The organism is Pedobacter sp. FW305-3-2-15-E-R2A2 (assembly GCF_038446955.1).
Lineage (GTDB): Bacteria > Bacteroidota > Bacteroidia > Sphingobacteriales > Sphingobacteriaceae > Pedobacter.
Window position 1 is genome coordinate 2,170,122 of the sequence record NZ_CP151803.1, and the last position, 22,246, is coordinate 2,192,367.

Here is a 22,246-nt window from a genome sequence, read left to right on the forward strand (position 1 = left end):
GTCTTTTTCTATTTAATACTAATTACAATCGGCCACGTTCCTCCGCATTACCGGTAGTTTTGTCTCCTGATTTAGCACTGCTGTTTCCGAAACGATAACTGATGCTCAACAATGCAAAGCGGTTGAGTTGAAAATTACTGAACTGCTGTTTAATGTTGTTCACCGTTGTGGTAATCGATGGTGCACTGCTTAAAAACACATCATTAATCGTTAAGGCAAGATCCACTTTCTTTTTAAAAGCAGACGCTTTGACCCCCAGGTCAAGTTTGTAATAGCCATCTGTCCTGCTGATGTGATCTACCTCCGGAAACTGATACCAGAAATTAACCGCCGCTGCTAATGTTTTTTGCTCATTCAGATAAATGTTGTTGTTGCTGGCCAGGTATAAGCCAAAACCTTTCACATCCTTGATATTGGCCATTTTTGACTTCGCATGCGTATAAGATAGGGTCACCTGGTTGTTATTATCCAGCCAGGAGGTAAGTGGAACAGACAGGTTTTCCGAAATTCCGTAACGATAGGTCTTGATGAAATTTAAAGGCGTGGTATAAACAATGTTAGTACCTGCATCAGCGAGGATGACATTGCTGAAGCCGTTGTCTGTCATGTTAAAAAATAACGAGGAGCTGAGGATGTTCCTGTAACTATGTGATACTTCGAAATTACTGTTGTACTCCGGTTGCAGGTAAGGATTCCCTTGTCCGTAACTATAGGCGGTATATAATGATTTATACGGGTTCAGGTTCCAGAAAGTAGGACGGTTGATGCGTCTCCCAAAATTAAAGGCCAGGCTGTGATCTGTGTTTGGCTGGTAATTGATGGATAAGGAAGGGAAGAATTTAAAATAATTGTTGGTGGTGTGCTGTTTAAGGATCGGAGAGTAGCCCTTTGTTTGAGTCAGCTCTGTGCGAAGACCGATTTTATATTTCCATTCATTGTGGTCTATATTCATGCTGCCGTAGAACGACTGCGTATTTTCATTGTAATCAAATTCACTGCTCAGGCCCGGATCAAAAGTCAGTTCATTCTCCGGATTTTTGTGATAATAAAAAGCATTGCTGTAATTGTCAATGAAGCTTAGTTTTCCTCCAAAAGCAAACTGGGCAAAACGGGTCGGAAGGATTGCATCCGCTTTAAACGTATAAATATTAATGTTTTGTTTATTGGTGTCATAGAACCTGGTATTTCCGCCTGGGTTGGCACTGCCATCAGGTCTATAGCTTTTGCTGTCGAAATTTGAAACATCAGTGCGGTAATGGTTAAAATAATCTGCGTTCAATAAGAGTTTTCTGCCGCTGGTATCAAAATTTATCACACTGTGGAGGTTTATGGAATTGATGCGGGAGATCGGATAATAGCTTGCAAGTGTCCTTATGCTGGAGTCTGGCGTGCTGTTGCCCGGAGTGGTAAAGGTATTATAGACATGGTCGAAACCCTCGTAAGTATTCTTCCCACCCATATAATTAAAACCTATCGATGCTTTGGAGTTGAGTTTATAGTCCAGGCCTGCCTCATAGCTTAGATTTCTGTATTTATAGTCGCCGGTATCAGATTGCATCCAGGCTTGTTTAGGATAGCTTAAATCTGTCCGGAAGCCTTCCAGCAGGTGAGAACGGTCGAAATTAATCCCTGCACGGGCGGATAATTTGTTGGAATTATAACTGATGTCTCCTGCAATATTCCCCGCCTGATAACCGCGGGTGTTATAGACCTTGGCAGGGTTGTGCAGCCATTTTTTTCCGCTGGTCTGAATATTTACCTGATAGCCTTGCTGATTGCTCTTTTTCGTAATGATATTGATCAGCCCGGCATTTCCTTCGGCATCGTAATTGGCGCCCGGATTTTTAATGAGCTCTATTCTGGAAATTTGTCCGGCGGGAATGGTTTTTAAGTATCGCGTCAGCTCGATTCCGGAGAGCTGCACGATCTGGTCATTGATCATTACCCTGACATTGCCCTTCCCGGCAATGCCGACAGTACCATCGCCGATTTTTATTCCGGGAATTTTACTGAGCGCATTTAAAGCGTCAGTTCCGGTAGCAGTAATACTGGTCGCTACATTGTAAACAAGTTTGTCGGAGTTGTTTTTAACAGTTGATTTAACTGCAATGATTTCAATTTCTTTTAGGTTCGTGTCAATTTGGGCATGAAGATGGACATGGAGCATCATCAATGCCAGCAAAGCAAGTAGTGGTTTCAAGGTTTATGATGGTTTTAGGTTTCAAAAAAAGGCTTGGTGTGTAGGCGCAATTTACCATAATTATCAGTGCAGTTTCTTTAAAAAACAGGAGATTGTTGTCTAAAACAAAAAACGATAGAAAAAACGTGTAATATTTTAGGGGTAAAAGGTGACCTGACCAACAGAGACATCATACATTGCCGGGATAATTTTTATTTCCCCCGAATCGGTAAGTTGCCTGATGGTGCTGCTCTGTTCCAATATTTGTTGCACAGAGCGATACACATTGAGCACCGCCACTTTATTGACAAAAGATTCATTTTCTCCGGTCCGGTCATCATTTTCAGTCAGCTCCTGTGGGATGCTGATCTTTACCTCTCTCAATAAACCTGACAGGTTTTCTATCATCACATGGTTGCAGGCGCCTTTTACAGCGCCGCAGCTGGTATGCCCCATCACGACGATCAGTTTGGCGCCAGCAACGGTAATCGTATATTCCAGTGAGCCCAGAATATGTTGGGAAACGACGTTTCCTGCTATCCGGATATTGAAAATATCGCCTATACTTTGATCGAAGATCAGTTCTGCGGCAACCCGGGAATCCATGCAGCTCAATATTGCTGCAAATGGTTTGGGTTCGTCTTTTGTTTCCTGCACTTTCTGTAACAGGCTGCAGCGGGCAGTATTTCCTTTTTGGAATCGCTCATGCCCGTCCTGGAGCAATTGAAGGGCCAGGTCGGGACTCATTTCCAGAGGATGCGGTAGTTTGGTGTCCATAAAATTTACTTTTCGTTGGTTTGTCCTTTTTCCTGTTGCATCATTTGCATGAGTTGCATGCCCATCAGTCCGCTTAGGCTTCCATCAGTACCGTTGCCACCACTTACGATGAGGTCTGGTATGATCTTAATCCTTCCTTTGCCAATTTCCTCGGTTATTTTAAACCTGGTGAAGTTATCGCCACCCATGGCTTTTACCTGCAGGTCATAAGCATCTGCGGTAGATTTACCGATGGCCATAATTTTCTCCGCTTCGGCCAGACCTGTCTTTGCGATTTTCTCTGCATCGGCACTGGCGTTGAGCCTGGTTGCTTCTGCTTGTGCGCCGGCACGGGCTTTGGTGGCTTCTGCTTCTGCTCCAGCACGCATTTTAGTGGCCGTAGCTTCCGCATCGACTTGCAGTTTTAAGCTATTGGCATCACCTTCCGCTTTTTTTACGGTGGCATCAGCAGTACGCTGGGCAATTTCTACGTTTTGTTGTGCTTTGACAATCTCCTTTTGCATGTCTGCAATGGCGGTTTCTTTTTCCATGCCCTGGCGTTGTTCCTGTGCCATTCTTTGGATCTGATAGGTCTTTTGCTCTTCTTCAGCGATCTTACGATCCGTCAGGGTTTTCATTAAAGATTCAGGTGGAAGAATGTCGCCGATCAGCGTATCTACGGCATTGACGTTGTAATCGTCTAACACCGCTTTAATGTGTTCTTTTGCAGATTGCTGTCTTTCTTTACGGCTGATGAGGAAACTGATCACATCGCTGTCCTGCGCCGAGTTTCGGAAATAGTTGCCGATGGTGGGTTCCAGCACCTGGCTTACCAGGTTGCTCATGCTGCCGAAGCGGGCAATGACTTTGGGTGCTTCGGTAGCAGGAATATGAATGATCTGGGAAACATCCAGGTTAAAAGGGAAGCCATCTCTGGAACGGACCGTAATGGTACTTAAGTTCTTGTCCAGCTGATGGGACTCGTTCCTGGCATTGGCCCAGTTGAGCACGAGATTGGTCGTAGGGACCAGCTCTACCTTCATAATGTATTTATTGAAAGGGTATTTGCCGGGACCATAAGCTTCCATCCAAACACCACGCTGGCCTTTGCTCACGATGTTGCCATGTTTAAAGCTTTCCCCGCTAAGGTCCTTACCATCTTCTCCAATATAACTGATCACTACCCCCACGAAGCCTATAGGCACATCGGTCATCGGTATTTCTTCGATCTGGATGGCCCATGGATTGATGTTGTAACTCCCTGCTAAAATGATGCTGGGTTGTAAACCGCGGTTCCCATTGTTCTTTAGAAAGACATCAATGTCCTGGAAATTATTGTGTCCTGTAATTTGCTTACCTGCAATTTGTCCGCCTTCAATGGGAATGCCGTCGAGCGTAGTCACAATGCCGACCATGTTTTCTTTGATGCTGACCATATCGGCAATCGTTACCGTGAAAGCAAACAGGTTGATGCGGTAAGTCCCGGCAGTGATGTAAGAAGTCTGACGCCCTTTTTGTCCATTGTTGTTCAGGAATTTTTCTGTGTCCTGAAAATTATCTGATTCTACTCTGCGGGCAAGGATGGCACCTGTTGGTATTTCGGCTCCGTCATTAGCGAGAATCAATCCTATTTTCCCTTCGGGGATAATGGTAAAGCCTTGCATGCCTACGGAGTATTGCCATGGCCACATGCCCCAGTAAAGCCCGGGGGCAAGTGCCTTTGCCTGAAACCCGGCTTCTCCTCTGGTGGCGATAATACGGCCATCAGGAAGGGCTTTTTCTCTGCCGAAAAGCACAAATTTCTTGGTCACGAGTCCGACTTTGTTTTCAGGTACGATGACCATTCCCAGGAAAACACGTAAGATAAATTTGTAGAATAAAAGTGTGAACAGGGTAGCAGATATCCACCAGTAGTTCAGAAAGATTTGATAATAGTCCATGATTGTTGGTTTTAGGTTGTTTTGAGTGATCTGATTGATTTGTTAATTTTTACAATAACTGGTTTCCTTTTTTTTCTAATCAAACTTGATGAAATAAGAAAATATAAAAGTCTTACACCTGTATTATAAGGTGTTCTTTTAATCTTATATTAGTATTATGAATAAAGAAGACCTGCTACATCTGGAGAAGCTGATGAACTTTCTGGCCAGTAACTTTCTAAAGAAAAAGAGCTGGAAAGATGTTTCTAAATCTGAATGGACTTATATTGTTGACGAATTAAACGGACTGTTGCAGGAGCGCAACAGGAAGCAGAAAATAAAAAAGGAAGACGACTTATTCGGGGCAAATTACCTGTACGAACATTTGGTGATCAATAAGCTAAAAGCCTACGAAAAGAAAAAAGACCTGAGCGGATCAAGCAAGCCCAGCCTGAGTAAGCTGAGTCGCATTGTACAGCTGCTTGGTTATGATAATTACATCGATTTTATCAATTCACATCACTCAGATTTCAGTTTTAACGATTTGAAGATTGACATTCCCAAAGCAACAGTTAACCATAAACTGCTGGACGAGCTGGTGGGCCTATGGTATTCCTTTAACCGGAACCTGCCTGATAATCCGGAAAAGATTAATGAGGAAAGAATCTGGCGTTCTTCTGTGGAGATTTATAAATCTGAATCTACCGGCGAATATTTTATTGAAAGGAGTGGAGGGGATAACCATAAGTACTATGGAAAAATAACTTCCTATGCTGATTATATTTTCATCATCATGAACAGCAATACTTTTATCCGGCAACGGCACTTTATCTCCAGACTGAAAGATATTGGGGAGAAATTAAAACAGCCAAATTACAAGATTGAGGAGATGCATTTCATCAGTACCTGCATTAGTTTTAACCAGGAACCGATTGCTTTGTTCGAAATTTTTCAAAAGGTAAATACGACAAGAAATTATGTTGCAGATTCGGTGAGCTTTCCAATTGAAAGTAAGGAACTTCCGGCTTCGGTAGTCGCCTATTTGAGGGATACAGAAGGAAACAGAATTAATTACAGATAACAAAAAAGGAGGCGCCCATTATTTTGGACTCCTCCTTACTATTAACTATTAACTAACCTCGACAAGTCGGCAAAGACTTAATCGGATTTCTTTTGATCAAATGCATCAACTCCGCTCTGTAAGTATGCTGCATATTGTTTTGCGTCAAATATTGCTCCACCCGGAGTGACCAGAGGATTCAGGTCATGTCCGGCCAAAACATAAAAGGGCTGTGAATTTGACCCGTATTTGCTGGCCTGGAAATCTCCATTCCACCTTCCTAGGTCATCTGTATTTGTTCTTAATATTTCAGAATAATGGACCTTATCCTTTGGCATTTTTATATTCCTTTCATCTACATACAGTTGAATGAGTACATATTTTTCTTTGATGATTCTGCCAACTTCTTTATCGATCCAGACCTTATCTTCCATCTTGCGACAGTTGACACAGGCATGTCCGGTGAAATCTATAAGAATAGGTTTATTGACCTTCTTTGCATAGGCAACCCCCTCTTCTAAATCAAAGAACGGGCTAAAGCCAACAGGTGCTTTTAAAATCTCACTATGTTTCACTTTAGCTGGGAAATCTGCCGCAACGGCATTACCCGATGATGAACCATTACTGTTCAATATGAAGTCCTGCGTGTTCATCGGCGGAGCTATCCCACTTAATATATTAACTGGTGCTCCCCATAGACCTGGAATCAGGTAAACGGCAAAAGAAAGAGAAAAGATGGCGAAAAATAACCTTGGAACAGAAACATAACTGACATCACTGTCATGAGAGAACTTCAGTTTCCCCAGAATATACAATCCCATCAGTGCAAAGATGACGATCCATAGCACCAGGAAAATCTCCCTGTCAAACCATTCCCAATGCCATACCAGATCTGCTGCCGAAAGAAATTTTAAGGCCAGTGCAAGTTCCAGAAAACCCAGACATACTTTTACGGTATTTAACCAGCCACCTGATTTAGGCATACTGTTCAGAAATCCCGGAAATATGGCGGATAAGGTAAAGGGGAGGGCAAGGGCGAATGCGAATCCAAACATTCCGATCGCAGGGGCCAAATATTCTCCTTTTGAACTTGCCTGTACCAATAAGGTTCCTATAATTGGTCCGGTGCAGGAAAAGGAAACGAGTGCCAGAGAGGCAGCCATAAAGAAAATACCGCCAAGACCTTTACTGTCGTCTGCTTTCTGATCTATTTTATTCACCAATGAATTTGGAAGAGTGATCTCAAATGCGCCGAAAAAGGAAATGGCAAACGTGAGCAGAAGGAGGAAGAACACAAAGTTAAACCATCCGCTACTGCTGAGTTCATTCAATTTTGCAGAACCAAAGAAGATGGTGATCAGCAAACCAAATGCTACATAGATGACGATGATAGAAAGACCATAGATTAAAGCCTGACCAATTCCCTTTTGCCGGCTTCCGGCACGTTTAGTGAAGTAACTTACCGTTAGGGGAACCATTGGGAATATGCAGGGCATCAGGAAGGCGAGAAAGCCGCCAAGTAAGCCTGCAATAAAAGTTTCCCATAAAGTTTTTTCCTTTTCTGAACCCCCAGTTTCTGAGGTTGTCGCTTTAGCGTTTGTAGCGTTTTTTACCTCATTTCCAGCCGTATCTGTCGCCTTGAATTCAGAAGAAGCCGTATCTTTATGGATCACCGGGGAACTATCCGGACTGATCTCTGTAAATTCCAGATTGCTTAAACTGCTGTCTGTTTCCTGAGCCCGGCCAGGTGTTAAGGTCGTGATGCTCAGGAGAATGCCAATGGCAAGTGTTTTGATGCCAGTACTATACTTTCTTAAATCCATTGCTATTATTTTACAGGGACTGAAAATTCGACAGTTTCCGGTGGAAGACACTGCTGGTCATTACAAACCATAAATTCCACACTTCCTTTTACCGCAGGATGGGTTCCGGCTTCGGTTAATGTAACCTGCTGTTGGAAAATCACTGATTTTTCGAAATAGCTTACATTCATATTGAAGGACTTCTCGAATTTTACAGTGGCTTTAGGCTCAGTTGTTTTTCCCGTGATCTGGTAGTTTTTAGCCGGACTAAAGCTGAAGCTTGTTTTTATAGGTCCGCCATCAGCCATATTCTGGGAATAAAGGTGCCATCCATCCTCAATAGTGGCTTTAAGGTATAACACAGCAGTTTTTTTTCCCGTTTTCTTTGCTGCATAACTCCATTTTACGGGTTTCAGAATTTGGCTGCTTACCGAAAGGCTAAATAATAGCCCGAGACTGAATAGAACTAATTGTTTCATTTAATTGGTGGTATTAGGTTTAGGTTGTTATTTTAAACGACAGATCGGGTGGTATCCGGTGAAAGTTACCTCCGTGGAAAGGAAGGATTCCTGAATGGCTTCTTCTTTTACCAGATCTGTGCTCAGGTATTTTTTATTGCTATCGCAAAGTAAGGTTACGACAACTGCATCCTCACCCATTTGTTCTTTAATCTTAATGGCGCCGATGACGTTGGCACCGGAAGAAATCCCTACGGCAAGTCCCAGCTCTTTTGCCAGCTTTTGCGCCATGATGATCGAATCTCCATCATTTGCCTGTATAATTTCATCTAATTCATCCAGCTTTACGATCTCAGGAATAAATTCATCAGAGATTCCCTGGATTCTATGGCTGCCGACTTTATATCCGGTCGTTAATGTTGGACTTTCCGCTGGTTCCAATGGATGGATTTTGATGGATGGGTGATGTTGTTTTAGTCTTTTGCCTACGCCCATAACGGTGCCGCCTGTACCTACTCCGGCTACAAAAGCATCAGGTCTTAACTCGATCGATTTTAATTGCTCCCAGATCTCCATTCCGGTTGTTTTTTCATGAGCTTCTTCATTGTAACGGTTCTCAAACTGTCTTGGCAGAAATACACCTCCGTTTGCCGCCAGTTCTTCACACATTTTGATACTGCCCAGGAAACCACCTTCTTCTTTGCTCACCAGAATCACCTCTGCACCCATGCTTCGGATGATGTCTATTCTTTCCTTGCTCAACCAATTCGGCATGATGATTTTAACAGGATGCCCAAGTGCACGACCTATAGCGGCAAAGGCAATTCCTGTATTTCCGCTGGTGGCTTCAATGATGGTATCACCAGGGTTTATCGCACCGGAACAATAGGCTTCGTACATAATATTCAGAGCCATTCTATCTTTTACGCTACCCGTAAGGTTATAATGTTCACATTTAACGTAGATCTTTCCTGCTTTGTTGTTATAGTTGTAATGAAGTTCAAGCATAGGTGTATTGCCTACCAGGTGCCATAAATGTTCAAATTTCTCGGCCAGTGCAGCTGTTAAACCGGAGGTGGTTTTCTCTTTAGTTAGCATTTTTATGTTGAGTTTATTTCTGACAAAACTCTGTATTTATGATTTTTGTGACAATGGTTAGTGCTATTTGCTGAATATTTTATGGAAAATGACTAATTTTATATAATTATTTACAGTTACATCTTTATTTAACTAAGTTGATTGTCTCTTTTTTCGACACCTCTATTTTATAAAAGACATGCAAAATAGCCTTGACCCTACAGATGTTGAAATTCTAAGGTTGCTTCAGCAAGACGCAACACTCAACAATAAAGAGATCGCTTTTGAGATCAGAAAATCTATTGCTACCGTCCATGAGCGGATCAGAAAGCTGAAAGAGCAAGGTTATATCAAGCGCATTGTGGCCATTCTCGACCGGAAAAAGATCGATAGAAGCCTGATTGCATTTTCACATGTCTTCTTAAAAGAACATACTGCGGAAACCCTGGGGGAGTTTGAAACTGAAGTGGCAAAGTTTGAAGAGGTGATGGAATGCTTTCAGATGACAGGTGCTTATGATTTTATTTTGCGCATCGCCACGAGTGATATGGATGCTTATCATCTTTTTTTACGTCATAAGTTAGCTACGCTTCCAAACGTAAGCACCGTCCAGAGCTTCTTTGTATTGTCGGAAACAAAGAGTGAAACGGCCTATCCACTATAAGGAAATTTACATCTGATCACTTTGCGCCATAGACTGGATACCCGGTGAAAAGCAGATCACAAAAAAGCAGTTTTCATATCGAAAACTGCTTTTTTTTATCCTGATCATTTCTGTCAGAATGATTCCAGGTTCAACCTGAGTCTTACTGTTTTTCCGTTGCTTTTGCAGCCTCAGCTTCTGCTTTGGCTTTTTTCTTAAAGAATCCCCTTAACAGGAAGTTGTGTTGTAAAGCTTCCATATTCTGATCCAGTTTCTTGCTGCTGCCTTCCAGGTTCTGCATGATCGCTTTGATCTGATCAGCAGTTTTCTGATCGTTTAACAGCATTCCCGCTGCATTATCCGATTGGGTAAGTTTTGACGAAGCTTTGTTTAAGTTCTCTGTCATCGCTGCGGCCGAACTTGCTGTTTTCTTCAGTTCATTTACCGAAGCCTGAAGCTGTGAAAATACCATCGTATCGGTCAGCATTTTATCTGCCAGACCACCTTTAGAATTCATTTTTCTGGTAAAGGCATTCAGGTCTACCGCCATTTTATTGGCAGATTCTGTGGTCACCTTCAAGTTTTGTACAATCGCTTTGAAATTATCTGCGATCTGCTGATCGGAAAGTAAAGCGCCGGCAGCACCTTTTCCCTCTACCAGATTTTTGGCAAGGATCTTAAAGTCTGAAGTCACATCAACCAGGTTTTTATTGTTCACCTGGAAAGTTTTCATAATGTCGTCAGTAGAGAGGGCATTGCTCGCTTTCAGGCGGTCTCCATCTTCTACAAAAGGAAATTTAGGTGTTCCACCTGTTACTACAATAATTTTGTTTCCGATTAACCCATCTGAGCTGATGGTTGCGGTTGCATCCTTGTGAATGTATTTATGTGCTTCTTCTTCGATGTTCAGGAAAACCTGCACCTGTGAGGTTCCGAAGAACTGAATCTTTCTGATCGTTCCGATTTTTACGCCCGAAAACCAAACATTGTTTCCTGCTTTTAATCCCTGGATATCATTAAAAACAACATCAACAGTGAAGCTCTTTACAAAAGACTTTTTTTGACTGCCCAGCGTAAAAATTCCTAATACAAAAATAACCAATCCAAGGAATACGAATACTCCCACTGTTATTTTGCGACGCGTGTCTGTTACCTGCATATTGTTATTGTATAAAATTATAATCGTAAAATGGTTTCACCCGTTCATCACTGGTGTTAAATACTTCTTCAAAGGTGCCCTGACGTTCAAATTTACCGTCCAGCAGCATGGCTACCCTGTTTCCTACTGCTTTTGCGCAGGTAAGGTCATGGGTGATGACAATCGAGCTGGTATGAAAGCGTTCCTGTACTTCATTGATCAGGCTATTGATTTCCAGGCAGGTAATGGGATCCAGTCCTGCGGTGGGTTCATCATAAAGCATCACTTCCGGCTGAAGGATCAAGGTCCTGGCAATACCCACCCTTTTCCTTTGTCCGCCGGAAAGTTCCGAAGGCATCTGGTTAATGGTTTGCAATAAGCCCACGGCATCAAGCACCCTTTCTACCGCCTGGTTTACTTCTCCTTTGGTCAGCTTTCGCTGGTTTCTTACGAGAGGGAATTCCAGGTTTTGTCTAACGGTCATACTATCATATAAAGCGCTGTTTTGAAAAGAAAAGCCTACTTTCAGTCGCAATGCCAGGAGTTCTTTATAGCTGATCTGATCTACATGCTGACCCAATACTTTTACCTCTCCTTCGTCGGGGCTAAGTAAGCCAACAAGGATTTTAATCAATACCGATTTTCCGGTCCCTGATTTTCCAAGTACAACGAGGTTTTCCCGTCGGTAAAGATCCAGGTCAACACCTTTAAGCACCTCATAATTGCCAAAGGCTTTATAAAGCCCTTTGACTTCTATTACTTTTTCCTGACCTATATCAGTTGTTTTCTTTTGTTCCATTATTTAAAAGATCAGGTTCTGAATAGACTAAAAAACTGTACGGAGATGATCTCTTCAACGAAGATGAGGAACATGCCAATCACTACTGCTGAGTTGGCTGCTTTACCCACACCTTCTGTTCCTTTTGACGAATTATAGCCTTGGTAGCATCCTACAATACCGATGGTAAAGCCAAAGATGATCGCTTTAACTGTGGAAGCAGTAATGTCCAGAAAGGTAATCGATTCCAATGACATCTGAAAAAATGCCCTGGCACTGGTATCTTCAAAAAGAGAGACATTTAATAAAGCACCCAACATGCCCACCATTGCGGTGTAGAAGGTCAGGATCGGAATGGTGATGGTGGCTGCCAGTACCCTGGTGGTGACCAGGAATTTGAAAGGGTTCGTTGCCGAAACTTCCATTGCATCAATTTGTTCTGTTACCCGCATGGAACCCAGTTCGGCGCCAATACTGGAACCTACTTTTCCTGCAGCAATAAGTGAGGTCAGGAGGGGAGCAAGGGTTCTGAGTAAGGCAATACCAACCAATGAGGGAAGCCAGGAAGTGGCTCCAAATTCGGCCAGTGAAGGCCTGGACTGTTTGGTAAATACGATACCGGTAATAAATCCGGTCAAAGAGATTAAAGCCAATGAGCGGTAACCAATATCATAACATTGCCTCATGAGCTCTCTTCCTTCATAAGGAGGAAGGAAACCTTCCTTAAAGAAGCGCGTGACGAATTGACATACATCATAGAATGACAAAAACATCCTGCTGAGCTTTCCGGGAGTTTTGACTTCTTTTCTTATATGGGCTGGAGTTTCAGCTGTTTTATCCATTAATTAGTGTAGGTATGATCAGATTATATTAAAAAACTCCTTTTATATTATGTGTTATAACAGAGATGTGCAACACATATCAAAATTTGCGCCATATTAACGATATATTCCCGATTTTCGTGTTTTTAACATAAAAAAATGGCCTGTAAATTACAGACCATCCTTTTACTTTGTTGTTTTATTTTCCTCCCGGAGGGCAGTTTTTCTGAAGGAACTGCGTGTAAGTCAGGGCCAGATGCTGGAAGGTTCCCTGCCCTTCGCTAATGCTGTGTGTCCTGTTCGGATAAGACATCATCTGGAATACTTTTCCGTATTTGATGAGTTCATTGATCAGCATTTCTGCATTTTGATAATGGACATTGTCGTCACCTGTACCATGGATGTACAAAAGATTTCCCTTTAAGTTCTTTGCATAGCTGATCGGAGATCCTTTTACATACGCTTCAGTTGATTTTAAAGGAGAGCCCATATATCGTTCCTGGTAAACATTATCGTAGGTCAGCTGATTGGCTACTGCTGCAATTGCAATTCCTGTTTTATAGATTTCAGGATATTGGAACAACAGGTTTAACGTGGAAGAGCCACCGCCGCTCCATCCCCATACCGCAACCCTGTCTTTATCTACAAATGGCCATTCCAGAATCTTTTTGGCGGCCATTGCCTGATCACGGATGTTCAGCGTACCAATGTTTTTATAAATACTTTTGCGCCATTCTCTGCCTTTTGGAGCAGGGGCCCCACGGTTTTCTATCGAAATATAGATGTAACCATCTTTAGCCATATCGCCTGCATAAAGGAAGTTGCGTCCGGCACCATAGGTGTCTGTTACGGTTTGTGAAGCAGGTTCACCATACACATAAAATACAACAGGGTATTTTTTAGTACGGTCAAAATTATCCGGTTTTTTCATCCAGCCATCCAGAATCACCCCATCCTCGGTGGTTACTTTAAAAAACTCTACCTGATTTTTTGCTGGTTTTACCCTTCCCAGCTGGTTGGTAATGCTGCCATCCATGGTGAAAGGGTTTAAAGTCGTCAGCTTCATCCATTCTGTGAGTGGAGGAACTGTCGCATTGGTGTACTGATGGCGTGCAAAAATACCATTCGGAGAGATCTCATAGTTATGCGTTCCCGGCAGGATAGAAGGGGTAACCATTTCTGCTTTACCACCACCACTTAGTTTTGTTTTAAACAGGTATTTCTGAGTGGCATTCTCTGGTGATGCCATGAAATAAAATAAATTATTTTTCTCATCGATCAATGACCTTTCGATCACATCATAATCACCTTTGGTGATCAATGTTTCTTTTTTACCGTCTTTACTAATGCGGTAATGGTGACGCCATCCGTCTTTTTCACTTGCCCAAATGAATTCCTTGCCTCCATTGATCCATTCCCATCCCTGAGCCACATCAATCCATGCCTTATCCGTTTCTGTATAAATGTTTTTTACAGCTCCAGACTGCGCATCGGCCACAAAAAGTTTACTTACATTTTGCTCCCTGTTTAGCTGTTGAAGGATGACTTCATTCGTGTTTGGAATCCAGTCCATTCTTGGAATATAGTTCTGGATATGATCTCCCGGAACGTCCAGCCATTTGGTCGTAGCCGTATTGATATCTACCACACCTACTTTGCAGGAAGAAGGATCCTGTCCAACTTTAGGGTATTCTACAGGAACGTTAAACGAATAAATAGAATCCGTGTTGTTGATCATCAGGAAGTTTCTGATTTTATTGGCATCCAACTGCCAGTAGGCAATTGTCTTTCCATCAGGGCTCCATCTGAATCCATCTCTGCAATCAAATTCTTCCTCATAAACCCAATCAAATGTACCATTGATCAGTCGATCTGTACCATCTGTGGTCAGGGTTTTTGTGCTGCGGGAAGCCAGGTCATCTACGTATAGGTTATGTTTACTTACATAAGCTACTTTGCTTCCGTCCGGAGAAAACTTCGCGAACATTAAAGAAGAAGCAGGTTTGTCTTTTCCAATCTTGATCAGTTCTCTGGTTTTCAGATCGGCGACAAAATAATCACCTCTGGTCTCGTATCTCCAAACCTTTTTACTATTGGTGTAAAGCAATATTTTACTGCCATCTTCAGAGATTTGAAAATCTTTGATCTCCCCCAGTCCACTGGCAGCATTGGAGTAAAGGAAGCCTCTGTCGAGGATCACCTTTTGCTCATTTTTTGGTAAAGTGACAGAGATGATGTCACCGTCTTTCTCCTGATAGTAAGAATTACCATCTTTAGCCCATTTTAGATCAGACTGTTTCTGTGCATGGCTTTGTCCGCAATATCCAAGAAAGATAATGACGGTCAGCTTAAAAAAGAGGTTTTTAAAATTCATTTTTATAATTCTATAAATTGCTGATATACTTTTTGAAGGTATGCTTTCGCATGATCAAGTAGCTGAGCTGTTTTGACCTTGTCTTTAGGATTGCTATTGTCTAAGATCATTTTACCTACATTATCAAAGGTAACACATTGCTGGTTATCGATAAAGCCCATTCCGTTGTCCCAGCTAAAATAAGCGAAAGGTTTGGTATAGGGGTTGAGCAGGTTTTTGCTCCAGACAAATTCTTTGGAAGGGATTTTTAATTGTGCCAATAGGGTGGCTGCAATGTCTATCTGTGAACCTACATTGCTGAACTTGCGTCCTTTAAATTCATCTTTGATCACGTCTCCATAAAAAAGAAGCGGAATATGATAGCGCTCAGGACTGTAAATTTCATGTGCCTGTTTTGGAAGTACATGGCCATGATCTGCTACAAATATGAACAGGGTATTGGGATACCAGCTTTCTTTTTTTGCATTGTTCAGGTAAGCATTGATGCAGGAATCCGTGTAATATGCCGTGCTTTTAAATTTAGCTGCATTATCGGAATTCCCGAACTTTGCTTTCCCCGGAAGGCTGTAAGGTTCATGATTGGTCAGGGTTAGCAAGGTAGAAAAGAAAGGTTGTTTTTCTGAATTCATGTCCGTTAACTGCCTGGCAAATACAGTTTCATCATATTTTCCCCAGGTGGACTGCAATTCCGTTTCTTTGAAGTTATTTTTATCAATTAACCTCTGGTAATCATGACTGAGGATAAAAGCTTTGTAATTGTCGAATTCAGATTCTCCTCCATAATAGAAAGAGGTTTGGTAGCCGTTCTTGTAAAGCGACTGGGAGATCGCAGGTAATTTCTGCATTTTCTCCGGCCATTTTACGACACTACCCGAGGCCAGGGTAGGGAAACCCGCTAAAGAAGCAATAATTCCTTTGTCAGTTCTGTTTCCGGAGGCATAAATGCGATCGAACAATATTCCCTTGTGCATCAGGGTGTCGAAGTGTGGCGTAATGCCGGTTTCGTTCCCCAGCGTTTGGGTCAGGTCAGCGGTAAAGCTTTCGATGATGACCAGGACGACATTGGGTTTGCTGGTTTTAAGAATTTGAATGGTACTGTCTTTTTCCGGCGTATAAAGTTCCTTAACCAGCCGATCTGCATTTTTAGGATCCAGATAAACGTATGGATTTGTTCTGGCCATTCGCTCAGAAAGTGAGCTTCTGAGGAGGTTCCATTCTGTATTCACCGCGGCCTGGTTGAGCAGTTGTTCTTTCGAAAAATAAGCCATACTCTGAGTAATGGGAGAGCCTCTTAGGCCTCCACGGATCAGGAGAAAGGTCAAGGCAACCAACAGAATGGAAACGACTGCACGTAACCAAACCGGATTGTTGCCAAAGGTCAGTTTTCTGGACACGACCCATCGCTGCATAAACAGACTCAGGGCAATGATTAACACCAATAAAGCAAGGGATAATCCGATAGGAGAGGAAGCACTGGAGGCCAGGGCCTCCGTAGGTGTCGAAATGGCAAAACCAACGGCTTTGGCATTGACCTTACTTCCCCATTCTCTGTAAATGTTGAAGTTAATGACCGAGATGATGCTGAACAGCACAATCAGGACAATGTTGTAGGTAGAGATCCATTTCAGTTCCACTACTTTCCTGCCACTTAAGAACCAGTAAGTATAACCGGCGAGTGGAATGATGGCCAGATAAGCCGTCATGGAAAGGTCTAACGAAAGGGCATGATAGAAAGTTGCCATGGTCTCCGAAAGGGGAACCATGGCAAGCTTTTTATGATAAATAAGAAGGAACATCAGCCGGTCGAGAAAGAAAAATAACAACCAGAAAATGTAGAATCTAATAAAAAAAATAAGGCTTTTGAACATTTTAGCGGATGTTATTGACCTCCACCTTGCATTTGCATTACTTCTTCCATCGTTTTAAGTTCGTATCCTTTAGGAACATCTAAGGTAAACGGACCTGCTTTTTCTTCTGTAAAAGCTTTTATAGTTGCTGTAGATTTTACACCGCGGTTGAATCTGGTGAACTTGATTGGTGTACCTTTTACGTCTTTAAATTCCTGTCCCATTAATCCTGCAGGAAGTTCGATGTCGTTGGTTGCCCACAATTCATAAGTAGCACCTTTATCGTCTTTGTAAGTATATTTTTCTGCACTGTAGGTTAAAATGGTTTGTTTTTCTCCTGTTGCTTTAAAGTCACTGAACTTAGGGTCATTGGCTTTTTCTTTTTCATAATCTTCTTTGGTTCCTTTTACGGCAATTTGCATTTGCGCTACCGGAACATCAATTAATACCAGAGAATTCAACGCGGTATTATCAGAAATCACGGTAATTGTAGCCGGACCTTGTTGCAATTCAAATCTAGACATGTTGCCGTTGAATTTAACTTTGGTTTCAGTAGGTAACATGGCCGCCATCGGTTCCTGTTCAGGGGTCAATGCGTAGCTGATTCCCATGGTCACAGTTCCTTCAGTGATTTTCTTTTGAGCGTGAGCGAAGATGGCTGTACTTACTAGGATTGCAGCTAAAACGCCGGTTTTGATAGATGTTAACATATAATAGTTTTTTTGTTTATTTAAACTTACCAATTAATTTTCTCTTTGCTGATAAAGGCAGCAACACCTTTTTTGAAATCGGCACTTTCTCTAACCCTTGCATTGATCTGTACAGCGAGTGAAAGGCTGTTTTCCAATTCCGGGTTGGTGGTTTGCCCAATCAGTTGTTTGGTTACCATTAACGAATTTGCAGAGGCTTCAGTACACAAACTTAATGCAAATTCTTTCACTTTAAGATGAATATCCTCCTTGTTTGTTACAAAAGTAATCAGACCATAGTCGAATGCCTGCTGTGCAGAGAACAATTCGCCGGTAAACAGGATTCTTTTGGCAATGGTTTCTGACGTTTTTCTAAGCAGAAAGCAGGATACAATTGCAGGTACAAAACCCAGTTTCACCTCGGTATAACCAAAGCTCGCCTCAGGAACAGCGAAGGTAATGTCACATACGGTAGCTAATCCACACCCTCCGGCGATGGCATGCCCTTCCACCTGGGCAATAACTACCTTGGGTAAATAGTAAATGGTGGTAAACAAGCGTTTCAGATTTTCTGAATCTGCCAGGTTTTCCTCATAGCTGTTTTGTTGCAACTGCTGAAGATAGGCCAGGTCAGCTCCTGCACTGAAGGTTGTTCCATTCGCCCTGAGCACAATCACTTTAACCTCTTCATCTTCTGAAGCGCGTATTAAGGTTTCTGTTAACAGGCTCACCAGCTCCGGATTTAAAGCGTTGCGCTTTTCGGGGCGGTTAATGGAGATGGTCGCAATGCGTTGTTCAACTGAATATAAAACTAAAGGCGCTGTCATGATCGTTCGTGAATAAATATTTATTTACACCAAAAGTAAATAAACTAAGTCAAAGACGTATCATACACGTTGATATATGGCTGCGGGAACGCTCTATACTTACTCTTGGGTTGGAAGGTGGTTGGGAGGTGGTTGGAAGATTATTGCAAGGCTAAAACAACCTTACAGAGGCTTCGAACCACCTCCCGATAGCCTTCCAATGGCCTTCCAACCTAAGAGCAAGTATAGAGCATATATAGAGGATTGTCTAGTCCAGAGCCGGACGAGACAGCCAAAAGACAGCTTGTCCATTCCTAAAAAGGCTATACAAAAAAACAGTGTATGGAAATAACAGAAACAGAATTTATCATTTCAGAAAGAAGGAGTAAAAATCAGCGTTATGACAAGCGATTAATAGCGCATATTGTGGAGCTCGAAGCCCAAGGCGTTCCCCGTAGAGATCTTATGGAAGAATACGGTATGTCAAGCAGCACGCTTGTAGAATGGCTGGGAAACTCGGGTTTATCGGGTTCAAAACGTAAATCCTATACACCGTCAGAAAGACGTTCGGTAATTCGGGCGGTAGAAAACGGTATGAGCATTCGGGAGGCCCAGGTTTCATATAATATTTCCCATCCAAGTATTATAAGACACTGGATCAAGAAAAATAAGGAAGAAAATGTAGAGATTAGCCTTCTCAAACCTCTAGAAGTGGCCAAAAACACGACAACTGATTCCAGTAGTACAGAACTCGAAGCTTTACAAAAAGCTTTGGCAGAGGCCAATTTGAAAATCCAGGCCCTTGATACTCTGATCGATATTGCAGAAGAACAGCTTAAAATCGACATCAGAAAAAAGTCTGGTGCCAGGCAGTCATCAAAATGAAACAGGACTTCCCAAAACTTGGGATCAGGTTGCTGTGCAGACTGTTTGGCAAAACAAGACATGCGTATTACGACCACCAGTGGCGAGTACAGGATGAGGGTTTAAAAGATGAGATCATTTTGCAGCATGTACTGCGTATTCGGGAAAAGCAAAAGCGAATAGGTACGTTGAAACTGCATTTTATGCTGCAGGAAGTGTTGTCAGCGCACGATATTAAAATTGGAAGGGACTATTTATTTCGCCTAATGCGGGAGCATGGCCTCCATATCAGAACACGAAAAAGGAAAGCGGTGACAACTAATTCAAGGCATTGGATGCGAAAATATAATAACCAGATCAAGGAATTGATCATCCACCGTCCCGAACAGGTCTGGGTAAGTGATATTACTTATATTCAGTTGACAAAACAGTGGGGATATCTAAGCCTTATCACAGATGCCTATTCTAAAAAGATCATGGGATGGGCTTTTAGGACTGATTTATCTGCTCAAGGATGTATAGACGCGCTTGATATGGCTGTCAAAACACGTAAACACCCCCAAGATCAGCTCATACATCATTCTGATCGGGGATCACAATATTGTAGTAAAAACTATGTGGACCTGCTTACCGAAAATCAGGTAGCAATAAGCATGACTGAAAATGGAGACCCTTATGAAAATGCAATAGCAGAACGGGTAAATGGAATATTAAAAGCGGAGTTTGATATGCATAGTTCTAAAGCAAGTTTTAAAGAAACAACAAAGAGAATCAGAGAGAATATTCAAACTTATAACCAACTAAGACCGCATGCAAGCTGTGATTATCTCACACCAGAACAGGCGCATCTTAAACGGGGAATCTTTAAGAAAAGATGGAAGCCTAAAAAGTACAAAACAAAGGAAAATCAAACTTGTATAACCCGATCAGGAATAACAAATTTGAGTGTATAGTCAATTTAAAATTAATTCAATAACCTGTATAGCCATACACGGATAAGACAGCTTCAGAACCGCTTTTAACTATACAGGTTCTAAGCAGGCTCTATACTCGGTGCTAACTCGGTCAGAAGCGTGTTAAAGGCGGGTAAGCAACTGGTATAAAATGAGCTTGAAACGTGTATTCCTGCAAGCGGTCGGCTCCCGGTTTTAGGCGAGGTCAAACCATGATGCCGAAGCGCTGAAAACTTAATTTTCCTTTCCCCTTTTTTACCAAAATTGAGGCTCATGGAGGGACCAGTTTTACGAACTTTATTTGATGTTGATCCAAAGCTGGTTGGATGAAATAGACAAACGCTTTATCGCCCTGCTTTAATGTCGTACAGATCGTGGCATGATTGGAAAACAGGTAAGCTGTTGCCTGCTGTTTAGGGATCTTAAATTTAATGATTTTTCTTTGATGGTAGACAACCAACTGATCATAACTAAGGCAACTTTGTAAAACCAGAAATGATGCGATTGCTGCGAGCAATGCTCTTTTTTGAAGATGAACACCCGCCAGAACCAGAAAAATTAAGGCGGAACACAACCATACCAACTCCATTTTGCTGATCCAGATGCCCGATAAACTGGCGAAAGGGAGGTTTGCAATCCACTGAAGGCCCAGATTCGTAAAATTGATCAGCCATTCAAAAAGAGGCGCCAGGAAACTAAAACCAGGAAAGAGCAGGAGGATTCCGAGATACATCAGCAATGCAATGGGAAGCACAATAAACAGGTTGCTGAGTAGAAAATACAGCGGGAACTGATGAAAATAATAAACAGAAGCGGGAAAGGTAAAAAGCTGGGCTGCAAAGGACATCGCCATCAGTCCCCATAACTTGTGGAGCCATTTGTTTTCAATATACCAGCATTGCTGGATTTTGGGCTGCAGATAAATTAAACCGGTAACGGCTAAAAAGGAAAGCTGAAAACCAACATCCCAAAGGAGAAAAGGATTGTAAACCAGGATGAAAAAGGCGCTGAAAGCGACAATATTATAGCTATTTGCCGGCCTGGAGGATGATTTGGCAACCAGAAACACCGAAAGCATCAGCACAGACCGAAGTACCGAAGGGGAGAGTCCGGTTAACAGCGCATAAAACCAAAGGAGGGGAAGGATCAGGATCAGTTTCAACAGTTCCTTTTTTTTGAGGGGATTCAGGAAACCTAATAAAACATTTAGAACCATATAAATCAAGCCCACATGCATGCCTGACACGGACAATGCATGAATGGTGCCTGTTTTGGAATAAATATCCAGGGTTTCCTTACTCAAATCTGTACGGTAACCCAGAATTAGTGTGGAGGCCAGGGCGATGGCCTCCTTACTTTTGATCAGACCGGTGTACCGTTTTACCTGTTTCTTCCTGAGCTCTAAAGCGAATCTCAGGACTGGGTTGCCATTATTTCCTCTTATTTTTAAGTATTGGTGTGCTTTGAGGAAAGTTTGCTGATAGATGTTTTGTGCGGCGAGCCAGGACTTAAAATCAAATTCGGAGGGTTGATCCGGGGGCTTGACTTCCGAAAATCTGGAAGCGATGATCAGTTCGTCCCCATAACCCAGCTTCAATGAAGCTGCAAGAGGCATTTTTAGAGCGACCATGATGCTTCCTGAAACAGGAGTAGAAAGGAGATATTTCCCTCGCTGATCAGACGCTGCCTTGACCTGGTAGGCTAACAATACACTGGCTTTGAACCTCAATAGCCCGCCCTTATATTGAGGCTCATCATTGATCCTCAGCTTCAAATACCCGGAAGGGATTTTTGTGAAATAATCAGGTTTTAGAAATTGGCAATGGCTCCTGCAGGATAATCCACCAAAAAAGAAAAGAAGCAATTGGAAAACGAATCCGGTAAAGGTTTTGAAATGATAAGCTTTGAATTCCTTATAGTAGCTGTTTATGATCAGCAGGATGATAAATAAGCCCAGATTGATCCAGATTAAAACTTTGCTGCTAAGGATGGAATTAAAGTCGTAGAAATAGATAATTCCGGCAGCATAAGGAATCAGCATACTCAAAAAGGTTAAGGCATTTCGATAAGGAAAACTCATCC

General features: G+C 42.3%; 18 protein-coding genes. 4 read left to right on the plus strand and 14 right to left on the minus strand.

Translation table 11 applies throughout. The features are described from left to right. Positions 1–22 precede the first annotated feature (22 nt). The 3 genes from AAFF35_RS08990 to AAFF35_RS09000 form a co-directional block, all read right to left on the minus strand. Positions 23–2,200, minus strand: coding sequence for an outer membrane beta-barrel family protein (locus AAFF35_RS08990; protein WP_342332105.1), 2,178 nt, complete (start codon positions 2,198–2,200; stop codon positions 23–25). A 135-nt stretch (positions 2,201–2,335) separates the two neighbouring features. Then, complete coding sequence (locus tag AAFF35_RS08995) at positions 2,336–2,956, minus strand: carbonic anhydrase (protein ID WP_342332106.1); 621 nt, start codon at positions 2,954–2,956, stop codon at positions 2,336–2,338. 5 nt (positions 2,957–2,961) lie between these two features. Beyond that, positions 2,962–4,875 (minus strand): SPFH domain-containing protein, encoded by a 1,914-nt coding sequence (locus tag AAFF35_RS09000; RefSeq protein WP_342332107.1) that lies wholly within the window; start codon positions 4,873–4,875, stop codon positions 2,962–2,964. Between the two features lie 157 nt (positions 4,876–5,032). Between AAFF35_RS09000 and AAFF35_RS09005 the strand changes: the two genes are divergently transcribed. Further along, positions 5,033–5,935: a hypothetical protein gene (locus AAFF35_RS09005; protein ID WP_342332108.1), complete on the plus strand. Its 903-nt coding sequence runs from the start codon at positions 5,033–5,035 to the stop codon at positions 5,933–5,935. 77 nt (positions 5,936–6,012) lie between these two features. Here the strand turns inward: AAFF35_RS09005 and AAFF35_RS09010 are convergent, their stop codons facing one another. The 3 genes from AAFF35_RS09010 to AAFF35_RS09020 are packed head-to-tail and all read right to left on the minus strand — an operon-like array spanning position 6,013 to position 9,272. Continuing rightward, positions 6,013–7,737 (minus strand): cytochrome c biogenesis protein CcdA, encoded by a 1,725-nt coding sequence (locus tag AAFF35_RS09010; RefSeq protein WP_342332109.1) that lies wholly within the window; start codon positions 7,735–7,737, stop codon positions 6,013–6,015. Between the two features lie 5 nt (positions 7,738–7,742). Next, complete coding sequence (locus AAFF35_RS09015; protein ID WP_342332110.1) at positions 7,743–8,195, minus strand: protein-disulfide reductase DsbD N-terminal domain-containing protein; 453 nt, start codon at positions 8,193–8,195, stop codon at positions 7,743–7,745. A gap of 27 nt (positions 8,196–8,222) precedes the next feature. After that, positions 8,223–9,272, minus strand: coding sequence for a PLP-dependent cysteine synthase family protein (locus tag AAFF35_RS09020; RefSeq protein ID WP_342332111.1), 1,050 nt, complete (start codon positions 9,270–9,272; stop codon positions 8,223–8,225). A gap of 178 nt (positions 9,273–9,450) precedes the next feature. Between AAFF35_RS09020 and AAFF35_RS09025 the strand changes: the two genes are divergently transcribed. After that, a complete protein-coding gene (locus tag AAFF35_RS09025; RefSeq protein WP_342332112.1) occupies positions 9,451–9,915 on the plus strand; it encodes an Lrp/AsnC family transcriptional regulator in 465 nt (154 codons plus the stop codon). Between the two features lie 142 nt (positions 9,916–10,057). On the opposite strand, the gene AAFF35_RS09030 is transcribed toward AAFF35_RS09025, so the two are convergent. From AAFF35_RS09030 to AAFF35_RS09060, 7 genes are all read right to left on the minus strand, one after another. Continuing rightward, positions 10,058–11,053, minus strand: coding sequence for an MlaD family protein (locus AAFF35_RS09030; protein WP_342332113.1), 996 nt, complete (start codon positions 11,051–11,053; stop codon positions 10,058–10,060). Positions 11,054–11,057: 4 nt separating this feature from the next. Then, positions 11,058–11,831 (minus strand): ATP-binding cassette domain-containing protein, encoded by a 774-nt coding sequence (locus tag AAFF35_RS09035; protein ID WP_342332114.1) that lies wholly within the window; start codon positions 11,829–11,831, stop codon positions 11,058–11,060. A gap of 11 nt (positions 11,832–11,842) precedes the next feature. After that, positions 11,843–12,652, minus strand: coding sequence for an ABC transporter permease (locus AAFF35_RS09040; protein WP_342332115.1), 810 nt, complete (start codon positions 12,650–12,652; stop codon positions 11,843–11,845). A 178-nt stretch (positions 12,653–12,830) separates the two neighbouring features. Continuing rightward, on the minus strand, positions 12,831–15,005 hold the full coding sequence (locus AAFF35_RS09045) for a S9 family peptidase (protein ID WP_342332116.1): 2,175 nt from the start codon (positions 15,003–15,005) through the stop codon (positions 12,831–12,833). Positions 15,006–15,007: 2 nt separating this feature from the next. Further along, the gene (locus AAFF35_RS09050) at positions 15,008–16,768 is read right to left on the minus strand and encodes a sulfatase-like hydrolase/transferase (RefSeq protein ID WP_342332117.1); all 1,761 of its coding nucleotides are present in this window, start codon (positions 16,766–16,768) and stop codon (positions 15,008–15,010) included. Positions 16,769–16,884: 116 nt separating this feature from the next. Beyond that, positions 16,885–17,562 carry a hypothetical protein gene (locus tag AAFF35_RS09055; RefSeq protein WP_342332118.1) on the minus strand — a complete coding sequence of 226 codons (678 nt, stop codon included), beginning with the start codon at positions 17,560–17,562 and terminating at the stop codon, positions 16,885–16,887. A gap of 26 nt (positions 17,563–17,588) precedes the next feature. Further along, entirely contained in the window at positions 17,589–18,368 is a 780-nt protein-coding gene (locus AAFF35_RS09060; protein WP_342332119.1) for an enoyl-CoA hydratase-related protein, read from the minus strand. A gap of 321 nt (positions 18,369–18,689) precedes the next feature. Here AAFF35_RS09060 and AAFF35_RS09065 point away from each other — a divergent pair, with 321 nt between their 5' ends. Then, the gene (locus AAFF35_RS09065) at positions 18,690–19,232 is read left to right on the plus strand and encodes a hypothetical protein (protein WP_342328045.1); all 543 of its coding nucleotides are present in this window, start codon (positions 18,690–18,692) and stop codon (positions 19,230–19,232) included. Further along, positions 19,229–20,164, plus strand: a complete 936-nt coding sequence (locus tag AAFF35_RS09070) for an IS3 family transposase (RefSeq protein WP_342328044.1) — start codon at positions 19,229–19,231, stop codon at positions 20,162–20,164. Before AAFF35_RS09065 ends, AAFF35_RS09070 begins: the two co-directional genes overlap by 4 nt. A 271-nt stretch (positions 20,165–20,435) precedes the next feature. Here AAFF35_RS09070 and AAFF35_RS09075 read toward each other — a convergent pair whose 3' ends face one another. Continuing rightward, positions 20,436–22,244 carry a ComEC/Rec2 family competence protein gene (locus tag AAFF35_RS09075; RefSeq protein ID WP_342332120.1) on the minus strand — a complete coding sequence of 603 codons (1,809 nt, stop codon included), beginning with the start codon at positions 22,242–22,244 and terminating at the stop codon, positions 20,436–20,438. Positions 22,245–22,246 lie beyond the last annotated feature (2 nt).